We start from the raw sequence: 20625 nt of genomic DNA, 5'->3' as shown, positions 1-20625 counted from the left end.
GGCTGCGATGCTGCACGACATTGACCTCGTGTACATGGGCGGAAAGCTCACCACCGGCAAGGACATCGTCCTCACAGGCTCCAGCGCCACTCTGACGCTCGGGGTGGACGTGAACCTGTACCGCTCGGCTGCCGACATCCTGAAGACGGACGACGACTTCACTGCTCGGAGCTTCAACACCAACTCCACGGTTCGGTCGGCCTTCTTCAAGACCACGGCCACCGTCAACGGCACGCACACCGTGACCGCGTACCAGGCGGCCACGTCCGGGGACAACTCCGTCGCGGGGAACTTCACCTCGGACAACGTCGACGCGTCGTGCGTCTACGTCGCCGGGCCCAACAAGCAGCGTGCGACCCTGAAAATCGGGCACACCGGTGCCGCCGACGGAACCGACTCGGTGGCCAGCGCCATTGGCATTGAGCTGAACACGACCGGGACTGCCTGCCAGGGCATTACCGTCACCGCGCCGGACGGACCGACCACGGGCAACCTGCTGCTCCTGCGGAACAACTCCGTGGACGACTTTGTCGTCAAGGGCACGGGCCGGGTTGGGATAGGCGTCGCTCAGGGGGCCACCCCTGGCGGGCGGGTCCAGATCGCCCAGCGGGACGACTCGACCATCGGCCTGTTCATGGTGGCCAACTCCGCCAGCGCCAACCACCTGGCGGAGTTCCGCGACAGCTCCAACACCGCCAAGCTCCGCATTCTGAAAACCGGCGCGCCGGCTGCCGTGAACGCTCAGTTCGGCACGGCCACCGCGGAGTCATACGGCGGAGGTGACGGAGTCGTGGGCATCCGGAACGCCACCATCGTGCCGACCACGAACCCGATCAGCGGTGGCGTGCTGTACGTCGAGGCCGGGGCCCTGAAGTACAAGGGCTCGTCTGGCACCGTCACCACCCTCGCCCCGGCCTGATCCGGGCTGAACCACACCTCATGGAGCACGTCATGCAGATGACCCCCGAGCAACTCGTCGAGGAGTACCGGGACACCGTCCTGGAGCTGCACCTCACCCGGCGCCGCTTGGCCGTCGTGGAGGCCGAGAACGCCGCCCTTTGGGCCCAGCTCGGCCCCGAGGAGGAGCGCCACAGCCACCCTCACGACGAGGACGGCGGGCACAGGCACGGCTCCTGACCAAGCCCTCGGCCCCAGGGAGTTCCCGGGCTGGGCCGAAAATCCGGCCATGCGACAGCCGGCGCCGTTTATGGTCTTGCACATGGCCAAGGTCTGCGTCTTCTGCGGAGGTACTCCGCTGACTAAGGAGCACGTCCTACCTCGCTGGCTCAAGGTCGCGCTCGACCCGACAGTCCGGCGACACCGGTACGTCCGGTTGAACGTGGACACGGTTCGGCACCACGAGGCTCCGCCGTTGAACGAGCAGGTAAAGGTGGTCTGCTCGGAGTGCAACAGCGGCTGGATGAACCAGTTGGAGGAGAACGTCAGGCGCTTCCTTCCTGACCTGATCCGCGGAAACGCGTGCACCATCGACGCCGAAGCCCAGCGAGCGCTTGCGGCATGGTCGCTGAAGACCATGCTCATGTTTCAGCACACGCACCCTGCCGACGTGCGAGGCGTAATTCCAGCAGGTGACTTCACTTCCTTCCACGAGACGCGTGAGCCCACGAGATCGATGCTCGGGCGTCTTGGCTTCATGAACCACCCGCCTGACGAGTCTGTTCCTCTTGTGGACACCCTGTGTCAGGGCTATAGCGCCGACGGAATCCGCCGTACCGCATGGATCACCACCCTCAAGATCGGCTGCATGATCGTGCAGATCCTTCGAGCCTCTGATGTCGCTGAGGGTAAAAGGTTGGCTCCGTTCGAGTCCTTGCCCTCGTTGCGCCCGATCTGGCCCCCAGATGAACCCATTGAGTGGCCTCTTCCGGCAGGGATCCCGTATGAGCTGATGCCCGCCTTGGCACACCCGGATGACCTTGATCTGACGATCATGCCTGCATAGGACAGAATCCGGTCGCCCCTGTAGTACAGGGGGGGCTAATGTCCCAGTCATGACCGATGCGCTCTCTTCCGAGAGCTTCTATCAGGGCGCCAAGAAGGCCGCCCACAAGGCCATGGACGACCATGGCCGCCCGGAGTACGACGAGTTCGCGCTCCACGCCGGTGTCTCGGTCGAGAAGCTCGCCAAGGCGGCCCTCGCCGCGAAGAACCCGGTCTACGTCGCGGAGATCCGCAACAACAGCGCGGACATGGTGATGCACCTCGGCGGACACGTCCAGTTGAACGAGGAGAAGGTCCGCACCGTCGGGGCAATGGAAGCCATCAAGCGACTCCGGAAGATCGGCGTACTCAAGCCCGATACCGATCTCGACCTACTGATCGAGATGCGCAACGGCGCAGCCCATGCCGCCCCGGACAGCACCCTGGCCAAAGGGATGATTTCTCCCCTCGCCCGTACGATCGAGACGTTGCTTGACGATCTCGGCAAGCCACTGATCGACTTCTGGGAGCGGTGGACGGAGGCCGTCGAGGCCGCCGTGAACGAGCAGGAGGACCAGGTCTTCCGAGACGTACAGCTCCGGATCATCCAGGCTCGGCATGCGTTCGCGGATCGGTTCGAGAACCTTCCGCCGGGAGCCAAGGAGCGGGCACTGACTATGCCTCAGTCTCACGTGGTCGATTCGGCGGAATTCCAGATGGGCGTTCCCGTCCTCAAGACCTCAGGTGGTGAATGCCCCGCTTGCGGCGCCCGGGCGGTCCTCATATTTACGCCAACCCATACCACCTCCACACACGCGCACTACAGTCCGAACGGTTTCGACTGCTCCCTGTGCACCTTCAAGGTATGGGGTCAGGATGAGATGGTCGCGCTACGGAGAGCGGACCCGCCACGCACGGCAGTCCCGGTGCTCTTCTCTCACCCTCGCGAGCTCACCCCGGCCGAAGCCTTACGTCAAACGGCTTGGCTGTAGTCCCCCACAGAAAGCCCCGGCCAGCGAGCCGGGGCTTTCGCATGTCCAGAACCGCGCCGGGTTCTCCTGCGCACACCCCGCAAGGAGGTCCCCTTGTTGATCCCTGACCTGGTCTGGGTCATGGCCGTAGCCGAGGACACGGGCGGAAGTCCCGATATCGGCAAGATCCTCAACCAGTTCGGCCAGTACGGCATCGTCGGTCTGGTCGTCATCCTGCTGATCGTCGGCGTCATCGTGCCGAAGTACGTCATGAACAACCTCATGGCCGAGAAGGACAGTTGGCGCCAGGCGTTCGAGAAGGAGCGCGACGCTCACCAGCTCACGCGCGAGCAGCTCGCCAAGGCCGAGGAGCGCGGAGACGTCGCGATCGAGCAGGGCAAGACGCTGACCCGGCTCCTCGAAGAACTCGGACACCACCCCGAACTTCCCAGGAGCGCCTGAGATGTGGCCCTTCACTCGCCAGCCGCAGGTGTCTCCCGAGGCGGAGACCGCGAAGAGGGCCGCCGAGAAGTCCCTCCAGGAAGCTCAGGCACACCAGCCCGTGGCCGAGGCCAAGCTCACCGAGAGCAACCGGGTGAAGGAGCAGATCAGAGCCCACAACAGGGCCAACGCCTACAGCGACTGGATCGAGGGCATCGTCCTCGGCCGGCTCAGCGGAAGCTGAAGGAGGCCCTGTGCTCTACACCCTGACCTTGTACGTCCTCCTCGGCGTCGGCCTGGCCGCCTCGGTCGGGTTCCTAGTCCTTCACCGTCCCCGGCACCCCTTCAGGATCACCGAGGTCAACGCCTCCGGGTGGGTCATCATCATCGGCTTGATCTACGCCCGGTCGCTCCTGCTCCTGGGAATCCGCGGTGGTGCCTCCTCCCCCGGGCCGTGGTGGGACGCCGTCCTGTCTCTCGGCCTCCTGGCGGCGACGACCGCCCTTCTCCTGGTCCGGTTCTTCTCTTACCTCCGGTACCTCCGGGCCCACCCCGAGGGCCCGTCCACGGCCCCCTGAGCCGCTCCCCCCTGACGCCCCTCCGGGTAACGCGTAACGGCACCGGAGGGGCTTCTTCATGCCCGTACACCCCTGGAGAGCCCTGTGTCCGACCTCTGGCTTCCCGGTGCCGAGAGACTCTCGATCGGCAACACCGCACCCACGGACGGCGGCCCCGCGAAGGCCATCGCCCACATCACCTGGGACCGCAACGCCTCCGAGGCCAAGCCCCAGGACCTCGTCCCGTACGCCAACCTGCGCTCGTACTTCTCCGGCGGCGGGAAGGGCGTGGCGCCCCACATCCTCTGGGACCCCTTCACCGGCAGGATGGTCCAGTTCTTCCCGGCGGACTCCCGCTCCCTGTGCCTGCGGGACCTCTCGGGCGGCACGCGGACCAACCGGGCCGGCTCGGTGGTCCTCCAGATCGAGGCGCTCTTCTTCCCGTACTGCCGCGTGGGCGGCAAGACGTACGAGTCCCTGGTGGACACGCCCCTGAAGGGGTGGGACGAGCTGAACGCCTGGGTGGCCTCCTGGGGCGTCGCGAACTCCTGGCCGATGGGGAAGCCCAGCGGCTTCGTCTCGAAGCGGGACGAGCGCATCTGGCGCATGCGGAGCGGCTGGTACGCCCACGCACAGGTCCCCGAGAACGACCACACGGACCCCGGCACCTGGCCGGACTTCATCGTCAAGACGGAGAAACCTGCATTCGAGCCTTTCCCGGGCACGGCCTTCTTCATGAACGGCTCGAAGCCCGCGCTGGGGAAGTCCTCGCCCATCTTCACCGCCATGGGCAAGCGCCTGGTGGCCGAGGGCTGCGGCCTGTACAAGGAGGGGCCCGGCCCGAAGCTCGGCCAGGCCGACGTCGACTCGTACGAGAAGTTCCAGCGGAAGCTGGGGTACACCGATTCGGCCGCGAAGTGGCCGCCGGGGCCCATCTCGTGGGCGAGGCTCAAGGTCCCGAAGGCGTAGAATCAGGAACGTCTCTCGTGTCTCTGGCGGGACACCCTGACGCTGTCGCAGAGCCCCCGATCTCCCTCGTGGAGATCGGGGGCTCTTTTTGCGTTATCGGCCCAGCTCAGCTCGGAGTTTCAGAACTGCCGTCCATACGACACCGATGATGCCGAGCAGGAACATCCCGAAGCCGGTGTTGCCGAGAACCACAGCCAGGGTGCTCGGCTCGACAAGGCACCCGTCCGGGGCGCGCATGCCGCCGCTGCTGCCCGGGTTGCGTTCGCAATACACCGCCTCGGAGTTGATCTGAAACAGGATGAAGCCCAGCACACCCGCTACTGCCGAGGACAGAAACGCAACCGCTCTGGTGCTCATGAATCTCTTTCGCCTCCGGCCAACGGCAACTCCGCCAGCATGACGGCGTACACCGGGGAGTCCGGGAAGGGCTGACGCTGCCCGACCTTCCGGAAGCCCCAGGACTCGTACATCTCCTGCACGCGCGGGTGTTCGGTGTCGACGAGCAGGACCACCAGGTCCTCGTCCCTCGCATCCAGCAGGGCTCGGCTGACCAGCTCGGCCGTCCCGGTCTTGCGCCACTTCGTACGGACGGCCAGCTCGGAGTAGGAGAACGTCCGGCTCTTCTCCGGGGCGGGCTTCACGTGCTCGCGCCACCATTCGCGGTAGGCAGTCGACGGGGCGCCGTAGGCGAAGGCGACCGCCTCCTCTCCGTCGAAGGCGATCACACAATCGAAGTCCGGGTTACCGCCCCAGTGGTCGACGAACCAGGGGAAGCGCTGGTTGAACTCGTCATCCATGGCATCCGCGTAGGCGTCCGCGTGCACGTCGATCAGGGCCTGACGGATCTGCGCCAGGTCCTTGTTGCTGAAGCGGCGGACGTCCAGGTCGGCGGCGTTCAACCTCGGCTCCATTCGGCTCGGTAGCGGTCTCCCCACTCTCGGGCGACCCCGGCGTCCGGCGCAAGCGTGATCAAGTCACGGTAGAAGTCGCCGAGCAGGGAGCGCATCCGGCCCGGCATGGGTGTGCCCGCCATCAGCGCGAAGGAGGTCGACGCCGTGGCGCACGCCTGGTCGATGTCCCGCTGGTGGAGCTGAGCCAGGGCGAGCCGCGTGGTGGCCAGGGCCCGGTTCCTGCGGAACTGCTTGGGGATCGCGCCCAGGGCCTTGTGGGAGGCCGCCTCGGCCTCTGCCGCATCCCCGATCCGGTCCCGGACGATGGCCGTCATGGCCGTCAGCTCAGCCGGGCCGTAGAAGGCCATCCAGCTCGGGCGGGGCTGGTCCCGGTCCGCCTTGTCCAGGGCTTCCCCGGCGTACCCCAGGGACCGCAGGGCGGCCTGTCGGTCGCCGAAGTTCGAGTGGCCGATGGCCGTACGGGCGTGCGCCAGGGAGGCGAACAGCGGGTCCCGCTTCGTGATCGAGGTGGCCTGGGCGGCCATGCCCGAGTCGACGGCTTCCGTGTGCTCCCCGCGCTGGTGGGCCAGCATCGCGTAGGAGTTCCAGACCCTCATCTCCGCCACGGGGTCCTGGGCCATCCCTGCCAGGTACAGCGCTCGTCCCAGGAGACCCTGGGCCCGGTCGGCCTGCCGGGCGTCCAGAGCGCTCCAGGCGGCCGTGGCGGTGTAGTCGGCGGCGATCGAGAACAGCCGGAGCCGGATGCGCTGGGTGGCGCCCTTCTTGACCTTGTCGAGTGCCTCGGCCGCTCCGGCGAGGGCAGAGCGCTCCAGGCCCTCGTGGCCTCCCCTGGTGTCGTCCAGCTCCATCAGGGCGTCCAGGCCCGAGCGGAGCCGGAGGACGTCGGAGGTGCCGACCTGCGAGGGCGCTCCGACGAACGGCACCGCAGCGGCGGCGGTTCCGGTGGTGGCGGCGAGGAAGTTCCTACGGTCCACGGGGGGCTCCGCTTCGGGGGTGGGGCGTCGTCTTCCGGCCGGAGGGCTGAATCCCAGCTCTTCGGCCGTACATCCGAATACTGCCTCTAACGCCTCGCGCTGCTTGGGGTGTGGCCACTGGGTTTTTCCGGTCAGCCAGTTGCGGATCGTCCGGTCGCTGACCGTTCCCTCGTGCCCGGAGCGGAGCAGCCGGGTGTTCACCGCGTCGGCCAACTCCACCTGGGTTAAGCCGCGCTCCTGCATCGCGCTGTTGAGGCTCTCGTTCCCCTCCACGTACCCACCGTAGGAGGTGATCCCTCGCCAGTGAGGGTCTATGGCCGAGAAATTTCCGGTTGGGCCGGACGCACGCCGGGCCCATTTTTCCTGCCGCTCGGGGACCGATGGCCGTTCACTCAGGTAAGGCCACTCACACCCGCACCCCCCGAGGTCCTGATGACTGTGACCGCAACGCCACGCCCCACGGGGCACCCCGGATACTCACAGACCGTTGATCGCGTGCCGGAGAGCGCGGGTGTGGCGCGCAGACTGGTCCGTACGGCCCTGTCGGCCTGGCACCAGGACGATCTGATCGACGACGCCCTGAACGTCATCACCGAGCTGGTCTCCAACGCCGTCGACCACGCCCGTCTCCCCTCGATCCGCATCATCGTCGCGCGCCCCTCCAACGGCTGGATCCGGCTCGGGGTCGTCGACCGCTCCCGGGACATGCCGGAGCTGCGGACCAACTCCAACGGGGACCAGATCCGGGGACGTGGCCTCGTCCTGGTCGACGCCCTCTCGGACCGCTGGGGCACGGACCTCCACCGCTGGGGCAAGACCGTCTGGGCCGAGCTGAAGGTCGAGGTCGAGCGGTGAAGGACGGCAAGGCGTGGGTCGGCGACGAGGTCCACGACGAGGACGCGGGCCGGACTGGGATGGTCACGGACGTCTCGGGCGGCGTCTACTTCGTGCGGCCTCTCACGGGCGGGGGACCTGAGTGGACCCAGAACAACCCCGACCGGCTGACGGTGACCGCGCCCCTGGACACCGGCCGGCTCAGGTGACCGAGCTTCCCGAGCACGTCCCCACAGACCGTCTCGGCGTCCTCATAGCGGCGTACGAGTACGAGTTGGGGCCCTGCTTCCGCTGCTCCCGCAAGGGGGTCCAGGTGACCCGCTTCGGCGAGATCACGAGCGACGAGGGCGAGACCCCTCTGTACGCATGCCGGGAGTGCGTACAGGAACTGCTGACCATGCACGAGCGCGCGATGGAGCGGATGGACACCCGGCCCCGGATAGTCCAGCTCCAGCGCAACAGAGCCCCTCGCGGAGTAGAGGCCGACTGATCGCAGATGGCTCCCCCCTACCCGCGAGGAGAGAGGCCCCGGCTGTCTGCGACGGCTGGGGCCTCTCGGTGTCACTCCTCGCCCTCGAACACGAAATCCTCGTCGGTGATGTCCTCGATCTCGTCGTCCACCAGATCGGGCCGTCGGAACTGCACATCCCGCTCGCGCGTCCAGCGGTAGGACCAATCGATTTCGCTGGTGATGCCCTTGATGCTGTCGGGCGGCAGTACCTTCTTAGCCTCGCGAACTGCCGCTTCCACGGCTGCCTCGTAGGCCGCTCGGGCTCGCTGATAGTGAACGGTCGATCCCTCGGTCTGAAGATCGAAGTCGATAGTGATCGTCAGATGCTTCGGTGCAGGCTCTTTGGCCACCGGTCCCCCTCACCTCGTGTCGAATGGTCAGTATCACCGGCCCCCCGCCGCACGCCTGCCGAATACAGAGAAAACCCTCAAGTAGATGTTCTCCAAGGAAAGTGTGGTGGGCGACCTTCACCACATCCACGGCGCCCAGTGCCGCGGCGTCCGGGGACCGCGCGAGTTCCCGCTGGCCCGGTGGCTCCAGGTCGCCCAGGAGCAGCAGGGTCAGCCCCGCGGAGCGGACGAGCATGGTCACACTCGCGTCGTTCGGCCCGTCGGGCGTGGGGGCGTCGCCCGGTGGCCACAGCACCCGCCAGGTGAGGTTTCCCGTGCGCCGCTCCTCCCCGGCCACGGCCCGCGTCAGCGGGATCCGTCGGGCCGCGGCCTCCTCGCGGACGAACGCGGCCTGTTCCGCGGGCTCCTCGAACCCGGTGGCCGCGATCGCCCCCACCGCGCGCCCTCGCAGCACTCCCGGCAGCCCCATGACGTGGTCGGCGTGGAAGTGGGTGAGGACCACGAGCGGGATCTCGGTGATGCCGAGTGCCGTGAGGCAGCGGTCGGCCAGCACCGGATCGGGGCCGGCGTCCACGACCACTCCTGCTCCCTCGCCCGCCGCGAGGACGGTCGTGTCCCCTTGACCCACGTCGCACATCACCAGGCGCCAGCCCGGCGGCGGCCACCCGGTGATCACTCTGGTCAGAGGCGGTGGCTGCACCACGACCAGCAGAAACGCGAGCAGGCAGGCTCCCGTCAGGTACGGATGGCTGACGATCCGCCGTCCGACGAGGACGACGACCACGGTGACCAGGACGAGGAGCAGCGCACCCGCCCAGCTGCCCGGCCAGTCCACTCCCGCGCCGGGCAGCGACGCCCCGGTGCGGGCGATGTCCGCGATCCAGCTCGCGGGCCAACTCGCACACCAGGCAAGGCGTTCGGCGACCGGCATCGCCACCGGGGCCGTCGCCAGCGTGGCGAACCCCAGCACCGTGGCCGGGGCCACCGCGAACTCCGCCAGCAGATTGCACGGCACCGCCACCAGGCTCACCTTGGCCGACAGCACGGCGACGACCGGTGCGCACACCGCCTGTGCGGCGCCCGCCGCGGCCAGCGCTTCGGCCGGGCGCGGTGGCACCCGGCGCCTCTGGAGCGCGGCGCTCCAGCGCGGGGCGAGGGTGAGCAGTGCTCCGGTGGCCAGGACGGAGAGCAGGAAGCCGTAGCTGCGGGCCAGCCACGGGTCGTACAGCACCAGCAGCAGGACCGCCGTCGCCAGCGCGGGGACGAGGGATCTGCGGCGTCCCGTCGCGATGGCCAGCAGCGCGATGGAGCCGCAGGCGGCGGCCCGCACCACGCTGGGTTCGGGTCGGCACACGATCACGAATCCCAGCGTCAGCGCGCCACCCGCCAGCGCGGTGACCCGCAGCGGGATCCCGAGCCGGGGCGCGAGTCCGCGGCGCTCGGCCCGCTGTGCCAGCCCGGGCGGCCCGATGAACAGGGCCAGGAGGATCGTGAAGTTGGCCCCGCTGACGGCCAGGAGGTGGGTGAGGTCGGTCGCCCTGAACGCCTCGTCCAGCTCGGCCGGGACCCGCGAGGTGTCCCCGACGACGAAGCCCGGAAGCAGCGCCCGCGCGTCGGGGTCGAGTCCGTCGGTCGCCTCCCGCAGCCCGGCGCGCAGCCGCCCCGCGAGCCGCTGCACCGCGCTCGCCTCCTCCGCCACCGTCGGCGCCCCGCCGCCCCGCACCCGCAGCACGGCGGCCACCCGGTCGCCCCCGACCATCGCGGGGGCGGTCCGCGCCGCCACTCGCACACGTGTGGACGGCAGCAGCGACAGCCATGCCGCCCGGTCGGACCGGTCGTCCACGTCGACCATGACCAGCACCGGCGTCCGCGTCCGTACGACGGTCCCGTCCGGGCTGCGCACCCGCCGTACCTCGGCCTGGAGGAGCACGGCGGCGGGGGCCGCGTGGTTGCCCTGGATGCGGGGACGGGTGAGCCGTGGGTCGGCCGTCAGCTGGATCTCCGCGGTCACCCGGGCGTATCGCTCGGCCAGGGCGGGGACGGGTCCCCGCCTCAGGTCCGCCCCGTGCAGCCCGGCGGAGGCTGCGGCCGCCGCGGCGCACAGCAGCACGGCGGCAAGGGGCACCCTCAGCCCCGACCTCGGCCCCCGCCGCGGCCGAGGGAGCAGCAGGGCCGAGCCCATCACCAGGCAGGTCACGACCGTTCCCGTGACCCAGCCGGACGAAGCGTGCACCATGAGTGCCGCCGTCCCCCACGCGGCCAACGCAGGTGGCACGAGACGCAGATCGATAGGCCCCTCCTGCCGGGGGTGGGCGTCGCCGAGCCGGGTGCCGGAGGCCGCGTGCACCGCGGTCCGGGGCGGAGCGGCACCCGCTTCGACCTCCGCCGTGGCCGCCCTCTCCCCCGTGCTCATGGCTGTACGAGGTCGCGCAGGTCGGCGAAGCGGCGGTCGCCGATGCCGTTCACGTCCCGCAGTTCGTCGACCGAGCGGAAGCCGCCGTGCCGGGTGCGGTGGTCGATGATGTGCTGGGCGAGGACGGGGCCGACGCCGGGCAGGGTGTCCAGTTGGTCGGCGGTGGCGGTGTTGAGGGAGACGGGGGTCGCGGGTGCGGCGCCTCCGGTTCCGGCCGCTCCCGCCCCGGGCGTCACGCCGGGGGCGGCCGGCGGCGCCGGGCGTCCGATCAGGACCTGTTCGCCGTCCACGAGGATGCGGGCGCGGTTGAGCCCGTCGGTGTTCGCTCCCGGTCGGACACCGCCCGCCGCCCGCAGCGCGTCGGCGACGCGGGAGCCGGCCGGCAGCCGTTGGATGCCCGGGCTGCGCACCTTTCCGCCGACGTCCACCACGATCGAGGGCCCGGTCGAGGCGACCGCTCCGGCCGTGTCGCCGGGCGCAGCCGCCGTCCGGCCCTTCACTGGCTCACCGAACGAGGCCGCCGGCCCTCCCGAAGTGCCCGGGGCGCCTGCCCGTACCACCTCGGGCGCGCTCACGGACTGGGTCCGGCCCGCCCAGAAGTGCTGTGCCGCGAACACCGTCGCGACGACCAGCACCACGCTCAGCGCGACCACGCTCTTGCGTTCGGTGGCGCACCGCACCTGCAACCACAACGGCAGTCGTTCCCTCAGGGCGGGCCCCACCCGCTCCCGCCACGCACCGCTCGTCTCGCGCCCGGCTGCACCGGAGGCGACGTCACGACCGGGCACGCTGCTGTCGGCGACAGCGGCCGTGTCGGTGTCAACAGCCCTGTCGGCAACAGAAGCCGCGTCGACGGTCCGGTCTCTGTCGGCAGCAACGGCATGCCTGCCGGTGACAGCAGCAGCCCTGCCGGTGACGGGTGCCGCCCCGCCAGTGACAGCCTCACCGGTGGAGTCACCGAATCCCGTGGTGCGACCGCGCTCGTCGACACCGGCACCGGCACCGACATCCCGCCCCCCACCGGAAGTCCCCGGACCCACCGCCCCCTCCGCGTCGAGCCCTCGAACGGCGGAGCCCGCGCTCCCTCGCCTCGTGCCCTCCGGCGTGCCCGGCGGTCCGTGCCCCGATTTCCTTGGCTGTCCGGCCCTCTCGGGGAACAGTGCCTCCGCGCGCAGGCGGAGCGTCTCCGCCGCTGCGCGGCGGCGGTCGGCCCTGCCCCTGGGCTGTCGAGGGCGGTGGCGGTCGCGGCCGTCGGAGGAGGGGCCGCGGCCCGGGCCGCTGGTGGGTGTCGCGGTGCGTGAACGTGATCGAAGTGCCATGGGAGGAGGATCGGGCAACGTCGCCCACTCGCGATGATCTTGCTCGATTCCGGTGGATTACTCCCCGGTTGTGGACAACTCCGTCACCCGTACGAGCGGTGAACGGCTCGGCGAGCAGGCTCAGCGGGGTGGGACGACCGGCTCAGCGGGGTGAGACGACCGCCGCGAGCAGTCCGGGCCCCGTGTGCGCCCCGATGACCGCCCCGACCTCGCTCACATGCAGGTCGGCCAGTCCGGGCAGCCGGGCCCGCAGCCGTTCCGCGAGTGCAGAGGCTCGTTCGGGCGCGGCGAGGTGGTGGACGGCGATGTCGACCGGCGCGCTCCCCGCCCGCTCGGCGACGATCTCCTCCAGGCGGGCGATCGCCCGGGACGCCGTACGGACCTTCTCCAGCATCTCGATGCGGCCGCCGTCGAGCTGGAGCAGCGGCTTGACGGCCAGCGCGGAGCCGAACAGCGCCTGGGCCGCGCCGATCCGTCCGCCCCGGCGGAGATACTCCAGGGTGTCGACGTAGAAGAAGGCGGAGGTGCCCGCGGCCCGCTTCTCGGCGGCTGTGACGGCCTCGTCCACCGTGCCGCCCGCCTCGGCGGACTCGGCGGCGGCGAGGGCGCAGAACCCCAGGGCCATCGCGACCATCCCGGTGTCCACCACGCGTACGGGCACGGGAGCCTCGCGTGCGGCGAGCACGGCCGCGTCGTAGGTGCCGGAGAACTCGGCGGAGAGGTGCAGGGAGACGATGCCGGTGGCGCCCGACTCCGCGACTCTGCGGTAGGTCTCCGCGAAGAGTTCGGGGCTGGGGCGGGAGGTGGTGACGGACCGTCGCTTCTGCAGTGCCTGGGCCAGGGACCGGGCGGAGATCTCGGTTCCCTCGTCGAGTGCCTGGTCGCCGAGGACCACGGTCAGGGGCACCGCGATGATGCCGTGACGCTCCATCGCCGGCGGCGGCAGGTAGGCCGTGGAATCGGTGACGATCGCGACATGGCGGGACATGAGCTGGAGGTTACCCGTCGAGCGCCGCGGACGGCAGCCCGGCCCCTGTCACCTGCGGCCGTGCGGGGTGGCGCGACCGGCGGGCGGGCCGGGTCAAGTCGTGCTCTCCGGGCGGGGTTTCTTCTGCCACGGGTAGGTCGGCTGCGCGCTCGGCGGGGCGATGGCGGGCGGGGGCGGCCCCTCGGCGCCACGGGATTCACCACCCTGGGACTCACCACCACGGGACACGCCGGACCCGCCGCCGCGCGGATCGGCCGGGCGGGGCCCGGGGGTCTCCTGCCAGGTCTGTCCCGTGGAGGTGGCGGCCTCGGGCCTGGGCGCCTCGGGCCATACCGAGGCGGGTTCCGTCGTCCAGTGCCGCAGTGCTCCCGCCTCGACGTCGATCCGCGCGCTGAGCGTGTCCAGGTCGTCCTCGGCGAACTTGCGGGCCCGGTCGTGCGCGGCCCAGCGCAGGGAGTCGGCGGACTTCACGACCCGCTCCGTGCGCTCGCGCAGCGCGGGCAGCCGCTGGGCCAGTTTGCTCCGGTCCGGCTCGGGCTCCAGGCGCCGGAGTTCGTCGTCCAGCTCCCGGGCGTGCTTGCGGAGCTGCTCGAAGAGGGCCAGGGACTCCTTCAGGGACTCGTCCTCGCCCACCCCCGCCTGCAACGCCTCCTGGGTGGCCCGCATCGACGTGCGCAACTTGAGCCGCAGATCGGCCAGTTGCCCTACCGGGCCGGGCTGGGCGAGGCTTCTGGCGCGCAGGGTGGTGTCCTCGACGGTCCGCTTGGCCTGGGTGATCGTGCGGTCCACGCCGCGCTTGGCCGCGCCGACCGCCTTCACCGTGGCGTACGCGCCCAGCACCACGAGCAGCACGAAGAACAGGGCGACGACTGCGATGACGGCTTCCACGACGCGCTCCTCCTCCGACCGGCGCGGCATGTGATGCGGCGCTCTTCAACGGTAAACGCAACGGGCAGGTCCCGAGTTCCACCGGAACCCGGAACCTGCCCGTAGGGGAGGACCCCGAACCACTTCCCGACAGCGACCGGACGACTACCGCCGGTGGGCGCGCGGGGCGCGCCGGTCGCCGCGCGGAGCACTCCGGCTCACGTGACGATGTTCACCAGCTTCGGCGCCCGCACGATCACCTTGCGGATCGGTGCCCCGGCCAGCGCCGCGACCACCTTGTCGTCGCCCAGGGCCACCTTCTCCAGTTCCTCGTCGGAGATGGCCGGCGACACCTCCAGGCGGGCCTTGACCTTGCCCTTGATCTGGACGACGCAGGTGACGGCCTCGTCGACGACGTATGCGGGGTCGGCGACGGGGAAGTCCTGGTGGACGACCGAGTCGGTGTGCCCCAGCCTGCGCCACAGCTCCTCGGCGATGTGCGGGGCCAGCGGCGCGACCAGCAGGACCAGGGCCTCGGCGACGGGGCGGGAGACCGGGCCGCCCACCTTGGTCAGGTGGTTGTTCAGCTCGGTGACCTTGGCGATCGCGGTGTTGAACCGCATGCCCTCCAGATCCTGCCGTACGCCGTCGATGGCCTTGTGCAGTGCGCGCAGGGTGTCCTCGCCGGGCTCGGTGTCCACGACGGTCACCTCGCCGGTGGCCTCGTCGACGACGTTGCGCCACAGCCGCTGCAGCAGCCGGTACTGGCCCACCACCGCGCGCGTGTCCCACGGCCGGGAGACGTCCAGGGGGCCCATGGCCATCTCGTACAGGCGCAGCGTGTCCGCGCCGTACTCCTCGCAGATCGACTCGGGGGTGACGGCGTTCTTCAGGGACTTGCCCATCTTGCCCAGCAGGCGGCTGACCTTCTCGCCCTGGTGGAAGTAGGCGCCGTCGCGCTCCTCGACCTCGGCGGCCGGGACCGCGAAGCCACGGCTGTCGCGGTAGACGAAGGCCTGGATCATGCCCTGGTTGAACAGCTTGTGGAAGGGCTCGGCCGAGGAGACGTGTCCCAGGTCGAACAGGACCTTGGACCAGAAGCGCGCGTACAGCAGGTGCAGCACGGCGTGCTCGGCGCCGCCGACGTACAGGTCGACACCGCCGTGCGGCTGCCCCTCGCGCGGGCCCATCCAGTACCGCTCGATCTCGGGGTCGACCAGCTTCTCGGAGTTGTGCGGGTCCAGGTAGCGCAGCTCGTACCAGCAGGAACCGGCCCAGTTGGGCATGGTGTTGGTCTCGCGGCGGTACGGGCGCGGGCCGCGGCCGTCGCCCAGGTCCAGCGTGACGTTCACCCAGTCCTCGTTGCGCGACAGCGGCGTCTCGGGGCGGGTGTCGGCGTCGTCCGGTTCGAAGGTGCGCGGCGAGTAGTCCTCGACCTCGGGCAGCTCCAGCGGCAGCATCGACTCGGGCAGCGGGTGGGCGACGCCGTCCTCGTCGTAGACGATCGGGAAGGGCTCGCCCCAGTAGCGCTGACGGCTGAACAGCCAGTCGCGCAGCCGGAAGTTGACGGTGCCCCGACCGATGCCGGACCGCTCCAGCCACTCCGTGATGCGCGCCTTGGCCTCGACGACGCCCGAGCCGTCCAGCGAGACGCCCTCGCCCGCGGAGTTGACGATCTTCGCGTCGTACGACACGAAGGCCTCGTCCCACGTCGAGGTGTCGGTGCCGCGGCCGTCCGTGGGCTCGACCACGCAGACGATCGGCAGCTCGAAGGCGCGGGCGAACTCGAAGTCGCGTGTGTCGTGCGCCGGGACGGCCATGATCGCGCCGGTGCCGTAGCCCATCAGGACGTAGTCGGCGATGAAGACCGGGATGCGCTCGCCGTTGACGGGGTTGGTCGCGTACGAGCCGGTGAAGACGCCGGTCTTGTCCTTGGCCTCGGCCTGCCGCTCGACGTCGGACTTCGAGGCGGCCTGCGCGCGGTAGGCGGCGACGGCGTCGGCGGGGGTCGCGCGGCCGCCGGTCCACACGTCGTGGGTGCCCTCGGGCCAGGCGTCCGGGGTGAACGTGTCGACCAGCGGGTGTTCGGGGGCCAGGACCATGTAGGTCGCGCCGAACAGGGTGTCGGGGCGGGTGGTGAAGACCGTGATGTGCTCGCCGTCGACGGGGAAGTCGACGCGGGCGCCCTCGGAGCGGCCGATCCAGTTGCGCTGCTGCAGCTTGATGGCCTCGGGCCAGTCCAGCTCGTTCAGGTCGTCCAGCAGGCGGTCGGCGTACGCGGTGATGCGCATGTTCCACTGGCGCAGCTTGGCCTTGAAGACGGGGAAGTTGCCGCGCTCGGAGCGACCGTCGGCGGTGACCTCCTCGTTGGCCAGTACGGTGCCCAGGCCGGGGCACCAGTTGACGGGCGCGTCGGAGGCGTACGCCAGGCGGTACTCGCCCAGGACGTCGGCGCGTTCGGCGGCGCTCAGCGCGCTCCAGGAGCCGCCGCCGGGCAGCGCGCGCTCACCCGACTCGAACTGGGCGACCAGTTCGGCGATCGGGCGGGCCCGCTTCGTCTCGTCGTCGTACCAGGAGTTGAAGATCTGCAGGAAGATCCACTGGGTCCACTTGTAGTAGTCCGGGTCGATCGTGGCGAACGACCGGCGCTTGTCGTGGCCCAGGCCCAGCCGGCGCAGCTGGGACTTCATGTTGTTGATGGCGGCTTCGGTGGTGATCCGGGGGTGCTCGCCCGTGGCCACGGCGTGCTGTTCGGCGGGCAGGCCGAAGGCGTCGAAGCCCAGGGTGTGCAGGACGTTGTGGCCGGTCATCCGCTGGAAGCGGGCGGAGACGTCGGTGGCGATGTAGCCCAGGGGGTGGCCGACGTGCAGTCCCGCGCCGGAGGGGTACGGGAACATGTCCATGATGAATTTCTTGGGCTTGGCGGCCAGCTCGGCGTCACCCGCCAGATCGCCCGTGGGGTTGGGGGCGGCGTAGGTGCCCTCGGCGTCCCAGAAGTCCTGCCAGCGTGCCTCGATGTCGGCCGCGACGGTGGCCGTGTAGCGGTGGGGGCTGGCGTCCGCCGCCACGTCAGCGGCAGCGGGGTTCGTCTCGCTCATGATCCTCAAAGCTCCATCGATCGTCTCTGCCAGCGGCTGTGTCGTCAGGAAACGAAAAATCCCCTCACACAGGAGGGGACGCCGCGCCGATGCCGACCATGCCGTCTCGTCGGCGGTCGGGACTGATCAGCGCGGCTCACTAAGCAGAAGGCGTACGGCACGCATGCGTTCAGGGTACCGCAGCCCCCACTGCCGTCGCGACGAGGTTCCGGCCGCCCACGGGCGCGGACCAGCGGCGTGTCCGCCACACGTTCCGGCCAAAAAAGTTGAACCTTATTCAAAACTTACTTCGCGTAACAACCACTAACGGGCATCCCCGATGTGAGATTCGTCCTTGGTAACAGCGCAATAACTCAAACCTCGTACCGCTCGGTATTGGCACCACTTACAGTTCGACGACGGGACCGCTTTCCCGAACTGTTCGGAGTTGCCCCCATGAACCCTCGTCGCAGTAACAGCTCGATGCCCCAGACCGGCCGTTCGGCCTATGGGATAGCCACGGCTGCCGCTCTGCTGCTGATACCCGTAAGTGTGCTGGTCGGAGGTGACGCGTACCGGGAGTTCCTCGACTTCGGCGCGGGCGTTCTCTCGCTCGTCTCGCTGACGTGCTCGGTGCTCTGGGGGCTCGTCGCCCAGGACAGGACCCTGCTCACGGTCCGTCAGCGGATCATCGGCCAGGCCGTCCACCGGACGACCGCCATCGCCTCGGTCGCGCTCCTCGTGCTGCATGTGTCGGTCAAGCTGGCGCTGAACCACGTCTCGGCGATCGCCCTGTTCCCCTTCGCCCTCGGCGTGACGGGCTCGGGCGCGCTCATCGGTTTCGGCGCGACCGCCGGCTCCATGATGATCTTCGTCGCCATCACCGGCGCGCTGCGCAGCAACTTCGCGTCCCCGGCACCGGTCGCGGCACGCTGGCGCGCGATGCACATGATGGCCTACCCGGCCTGGTGTTTCGCGCTCGTGCACGGACTCTACGCGGGTCGCGAGGCCAAGCCGATCTTCGTGATCCTCTATTCCGCGGGCCTGATCGCCGTCGCAGCCGCCCTGCTGCTGCGGGCCGCGCCGCGCGAGGTCAAGCGCCAGGTGGTCGAGCGGGTCGCCGCCGTCCTCGGCACCGACGGACAGCGTCCCCCCGAGGTCGACGAACTGGTGAAGTCCCGCGCCGCCCGGCAGAGCATGGACGAGGCGGGAGGCGGACGCCGCGAGGGCGGCCGGCGCGACCAGATGCGCGACAGCGGCCAGTTCCCGCTGCCCGGCTTCGGCGGCGGACAGGGCAACCCCCCGCTCGGCGACTCGCTGGTGCCCCCGCAGCGCGGGGCGGCCGCCGCTGCCGACAGCGGCCCCGGTTTCGCGGCCGCGTACCGCGCGGTGTCGATGACCCCGCGCACCCAGGAGCAGCCCACGGCGGCCTATCTGACCCAGCAGCAGCCCCCGTTGGACATGCAGCCCACCCAGGCCATGCCCCGGATGGACGACGGCTCGACCACGGGGAGCACCCGTTGGCCGGCCCCGTCCCCGCCACCGGTCGGCGAGGCGCCCCCGTCCTCGTACGACCCGATGCAGGACACGTTCGCCGGACAGCCGTTGGGCGGGCAGAGCTACCCGGGCCAGGCGTACCCGGGCCAGACCTACCAGGGCGAGACGTACAACACGGGCGCTTCCGAAACTTCCTACGGAACCGCTGAGACGAACGCCCCCTACGGCACGTACAACCCGAACGACACGTACAACAGCGGTCCCGCCACTGAGTCGCTGTCCGGCTACGACGACTACAACCAGCCGGGCTCGGGCGAACCCTGGAACGCGCCTTCCGGAGGATTTAAGTGAACGAGGCCCTTCCCGACGTCCCCGAAGTCCGAGTGGTGGGTCTTCCCCAGCTCACCTCGGGCTTCGACCTCGTCGAGAGACTCGACCTCCCCATGCACCTCAAGGTGCACGGTCCGCTCGAACCGATGGGCGGCGAGCAACTCGCCCAGCTGTCCGAACGGATCAACCTCAAGGGCAGGGGCGGCGCGGGCTTCCCGTTCCACAAGAAACTGCGGTCGGTCGCCGAGTCGGCGATCAAGCGTGGCATCCGGCCCGTCGTGGTCGTCAACGGCAGCGAGGACGAACCCGCCTGCCGCAAGGACACGGTCCTCATCAACCGTGCCCCGCACCTCATCCTGGACGGCGCCCTGCTCGTCGCCGAGGCCCTGGGCGCCCGTCAGCTCGTCATCGGGGTGACACGTGAATCCACCGAACGCTCGATGGAGGCCGCCCTCGCCGAGCGCGGGCTGAGCAACCGGCGCGGCGCCGCCATCCGCGCGAGCGTGCAGCGCAACCCGGTCCGGATGGTCACCGGCGCCGCAGGCTCGCTGATCCGCTCCATCGACGGCGGGCCGCCCATTCCGCCGGGCCGCAAGACCAGCGCGTCCAAGAGCGGTGTCGGCGGCGCGCCCACCCTGCTCTCCAACGCCGAGACCTTCGCCCAGCTCGCCATCGGCGCCCGCATCGGCTCCGAGCGGTACGGCAACACCGGCCTGTACGACGAGCCGGGCACCGTCATGCTCACCGTCTCCGGCGCGGTCGCCCGCCCCATGGTGATCGAGGCGCCCACCGGCGTGCCGCTGCGCTACATCCTGCAGCTCGCCGGCGCACCGCCGGTCCCGCAGGGCGTGCTGACCGGCGGCTACCACGGCAAGTGGATCGACGCGGCGACGGTCAACGAGGCGGTCGTCTCGCGCAACTCGCTGGACGCGGTGGGCGGTGCGCTCGGCGCGGGCGCGATCCTGCCGATCAGCCAGGAGACCTGTCCGCTCGGCGAGTCGCTCCAGGTCGCCAAGTGGCTCGCCGAGGAGAGCGCGGGCCAGTGCGGGCCCTGCTACCTCGGCCTGCCGGCCGCGGCGCGCGGCATGGAGGACATCCTCAACGGCGGTGGTCCGGCCGCCCTGGAGGCCCTGAAGCAGGTCGCGAAGAACGTGAAGCGGCGCGGCGCCTGCTCGCACCCGGACGGCTCCGCGATGTTCCTGGAATCGACCATCAAGGCGTTCACGGACGACCTCGCCGCGCATGTCCTCGGCAACGGCTGCGGACGCCCCGTCGAGGGAGTGCTGCCGCTCTTCGAGGGCGGCAGGATGCCCACCGGCCTGCCGGGCGGCGCCGGCCCGGAGGACACCAGCAGCCGTCAGAAGATCTTCGTCGACTGGACGCTCTGCCGGGGTCACGGCCTGTGCGCCGACATCCTCCCCGAGGTCTTCCAGCTCGGAGCCGACGGCTTTCCCACCGTCGCCCAGGCGAAGGTCCCCCAGTACGCCGAGGCCAAGGCCCTCCGCGCCGTGCGCCGCTGCCCCGCGCTCGCCCTGCGCCTGGAGGAGGACAACCGCGCTTCCGCCCCGTCCCGGAACCTCCCGGTCCTCTCCCAGGGCCGTGGCCGCCGGGCCCTGGGCAGTGGTCGCTGACACCTGGAACGGCGTAGGGCGGGTCACCCCGGTCGGGGTGACCC

At 70.1% G+C, this 20625-nt stretch carries 22 protein-coding genes; 13 read left to right on the top strand and 9 right to left on the bottom strand.

What is annotated here, in order from left to right:
* Window positions 1-7: 7 nt before the first annotated feature.
* From ACFU5F_RS16355 to ACFU5F_RS16320, 8 genes are all read left to right on the top strand, one after another.
* The gene (locus ACFU5F_RS16355; RefSeq protein WP_383887343.1) at window positions 8-919 is read left to right on the top strand and encodes a hypothetical protein; all 912 of its coding nucleotides are present in this window, start codon (window positions 8-10) and stop codon (window positions 917-919) included.
* A 32-nt stretch (window positions 920-951) separates the two neighbouring features.
* Window positions 952-1137 (top strand): hypothetical protein, encoded by a 186-nt coding sequence (locus ACFU5F_RS16350; protein WP_383887341.1) that lies wholly within the window; start codon window positions 952-954, stop codon window positions 1135-1137.
* 82 nt (window positions 1138-1219) lie between these two features.
* Window positions 1220-1963, top strand: coding sequence for a hypothetical protein (locus ACFU5F_RS16345; RefSeq protein WP_383887339.1), 744 nt, complete (start codon window positions 1220-1222; stop codon window positions 1961-1963).
* Between the two features lie 49 nt (window positions 1964-2012).
* Complete coding sequence (locus ACFU5F_RS16340; protein WP_383887337.1) at window positions 2013-2933, top strand: hypothetical protein; 921 nt, start codon at window positions 2013-2015, stop codon at window positions 2931-2933.
* 93 nt (window positions 2934-3026) lie between these two features.
* Entirely contained in the window at window positions 3027-3374 is a 348-nt protein-coding gene (locus ACFU5F_RS16335; protein WP_383887335.1) for a hypothetical protein, read from the top strand.
* A 1-nt stretch (window position 3375) separates the two neighbouring features.
* A complete protein-coding gene (locus tag ACFU5F_RS16330) occupies window positions 3376-3597 on the top strand; it encodes a hypothetical protein (RefSeq protein ID WP_383887333.1) in 222 nt (73 codons plus the stop codon).
* A 10-nt stretch (window positions 3598-3607) separates the two neighbouring features.
* On the top strand, window positions 3608-3931 hold the full coding sequence (locus ACFU5F_RS16325; RefSeq protein WP_383887331.1) for a hypothetical protein: 324 nt from the start codon (window positions 3608-3610) through the stop codon (window positions 3929-3931).
* 84 nt (window positions 3932-4015) lie between these two features.
* Window positions 4016-4879 carry a peptidoglycan-binding protein gene (locus ACFU5F_RS16320; RefSeq protein ID WP_383887329.1) on the top strand — a complete coding sequence of 288 codons (864 nt, stop codon included), beginning with the start codon at window positions 4016-4018 and terminating at the stop codon, window positions 4877-4879.
* Between the two features lie 93 nt (window positions 4880-4972).
* On the opposite strand, the gene ACFU5F_RS16315 is transcribed toward ACFU5F_RS16320, so the two are convergent.
* From ACFU5F_RS16315 to ACFU5F_RS16305, 3 genes are read right to left on the bottom strand one after another with little or no spacing between them, the layout of a single operon-like run.
* Complete coding sequence (locus ACFU5F_RS16315) at window positions 4973-5236, bottom strand: hypothetical protein (RefSeq protein ID WP_383887327.1); 264 nt, start codon at window positions 5234-5236, stop codon at window positions 4973-4975.
* Window positions 5233-5790 carry a GNAT family N-acetyltransferase gene (locus ACFU5F_RS16310; protein WP_383887325.1) on the bottom strand — a complete coding sequence of 186 codons (558 nt, stop codon included), beginning with the start codon at window positions 5788-5790 and terminating at the stop codon, window positions 5233-5235. Before ACFU5F_RS16310 ends, ACFU5F_RS16315 begins: the two co-directional genes overlap by 4 nt.
* Window positions 5775-7037 (bottom strand): helix-turn-helix transcriptional regulator, encoded by a 1263-nt coding sequence (locus ACFU5F_RS16305; RefSeq protein WP_383887323.1) that lies wholly within the window; start codon window positions 7035-7037, stop codon window positions 5775-5777. Before ACFU5F_RS16305 ends, ACFU5F_RS16310 begins: the two co-directional genes overlap by 16 nt.
* A gap of 222 nt (window positions 7038-7259) precedes the next feature.
* On the opposite strand from ACFU5F_RS16305, the gene ACFU5F_RS16300 reads away from it, so the two are divergent.
* The 3 genes from ACFU5F_RS16300 to ACFU5F_RS16290 are packed head-to-tail and all read left to right on the top strand — an operon-like array spanning window position 7260 to window position 8088.
* On the top strand, window positions 7260-7619 hold the full coding sequence (locus ACFU5F_RS16300) for an ATP-binding protein (protein WP_383887321.1): 360 nt from the start codon (window positions 7260-7262) through the stop codon (window positions 7617-7619).
* Window positions 7616-7807 carry a hypothetical protein gene (locus ACFU5F_RS16295; RefSeq protein ID WP_383887319.1) on the top strand — a complete coding sequence of 64 codons (192 nt, stop codon included), beginning with the start codon at window positions 7616-7618 and terminating at the stop codon, window positions 7805-7807. The genes ACFU5F_RS16300 and ACFU5F_RS16295 overlap by 4 nt, the downstream gene beginning before the upstream one ends.
* A complete protein-coding gene (locus ACFU5F_RS16290) occupies window positions 7804-8088 on the top strand; it encodes a hypothetical protein (RefSeq protein ID WP_383887317.1) in 285 nt (94 codons plus the stop codon). The genes ACFU5F_RS16295 and ACFU5F_RS16290 overlap by 4 nt, the downstream gene beginning before the upstream one ends.
* Before the next feature lie 71 nt (window positions 8089-8159).
* Here ACFU5F_RS16290 and ACFU5F_RS16285 read toward each other — a convergent pair whose 3' ends face one another.
* From ACFU5F_RS16285 to leuS, 6 genes are all read right to left on the bottom strand, one after another.
* Window positions 8160-8348, bottom strand: coding sequence for a hypothetical protein (locus ACFU5F_RS16285; protein WP_383887315.1), 189 nt, complete (start codon window positions 8346-8348; stop codon window positions 8160-8162).
* Complete coding sequence (locus ACFU5F_RS16280) at window positions 8323-10806, bottom strand: ComEC/Rec2 family competence protein (protein WP_383887498.1); 2484 nt, start codon at window positions 10804-10806, stop codon at window positions 8323-8325. Before ACFU5F_RS16280 ends, ACFU5F_RS16285 begins: the two co-directional genes overlap by 26 nt.
* Window positions 10807-10868: 62 nt before the next feature.
* Window positions 10869-11912 carry a helix-hairpin-helix domain-containing protein gene (locus ACFU5F_RS16275; RefSeq protein ID WP_383887313.1) on the bottom strand — a complete coding sequence of 348 codons (1044 nt, stop codon included), beginning with the start codon at window positions 11910-11912 and terminating at the stop codon, window positions 10869-10871.
* A 421-nt stretch (window positions 11913-12333) separates the two neighbouring features.
* Entirely contained in the window at window positions 12334-13179 is an 846-nt protein-coding gene (locus ACFU5F_RS16270; RefSeq protein WP_383887311.1) for a DegV family protein, read from the bottom strand.
* A gap of 93 nt (window positions 13180-13272) precedes the next feature.
* Window positions 13273-14097: a hypothetical protein gene (locus tag ACFU5F_RS16265; protein ID WP_383887309.1), complete on the bottom strand. Its 825-nt coding sequence runs from the start codon at window positions 14095-14097 to the stop codon at window positions 13273-13275.
* Between the two features lie 167 nt (window positions 14098-14264).
* The gene (leuS, locus tag ACFU5F_RS16260) at window positions 14265-17144 is read right to left on the bottom strand and encodes a leucine--tRNA ligase (protein ID WP_383887307.1); all 2880 of its coding nucleotides are present in this window, start codon (window positions 17142-17144) and stop codon (window positions 14265-14267) included.
* 531 nt (window positions 17145-17675) lie between these two features.
* Here leuS and ACFU5F_RS16255 point away from each other — a divergent pair.
* Both ACFU5F_RS16255 and ACFU5F_RS16250 read left to right on the top strand, forming a co-directional pair.
* On the top strand, window positions 17676-18971 hold the full coding sequence (locus ACFU5F_RS16255; RefSeq protein WP_383887496.1) for a cytochrome b/b6 domain-containing protein: 1296 nt from the start codon (window positions 17676-17678) through the stop codon (window positions 18969-18971).
* A complete protein-coding gene (locus ACFU5F_RS16250; protein WP_383887305.1) occupies window positions 18968-20581 on the top strand; it encodes an NADH-ubiquinone oxidoreductase-F iron-sulfur binding region domain-containing protein in 1614 nt (537 codons plus the stop codon). Before ACFU5F_RS16255 ends, ACFU5F_RS16250 begins: the two co-directional genes overlap by 4 nt.
* The last annotated feature ends 44 nt before the right edge of the window (window positions 20582-20625 follow it).

The organism is Streptomyces sp. NPDC057438, from assembly GCF_042802995.1.
Classification (GTDB): Bacteria; Actinomycetota; Actinomycetes; order Streptomycetales; family Streptomycetaceae; genus Streptomyces.
This window is presented reverse-complemented; position numbering and strand designations above follow the sequence as displayed.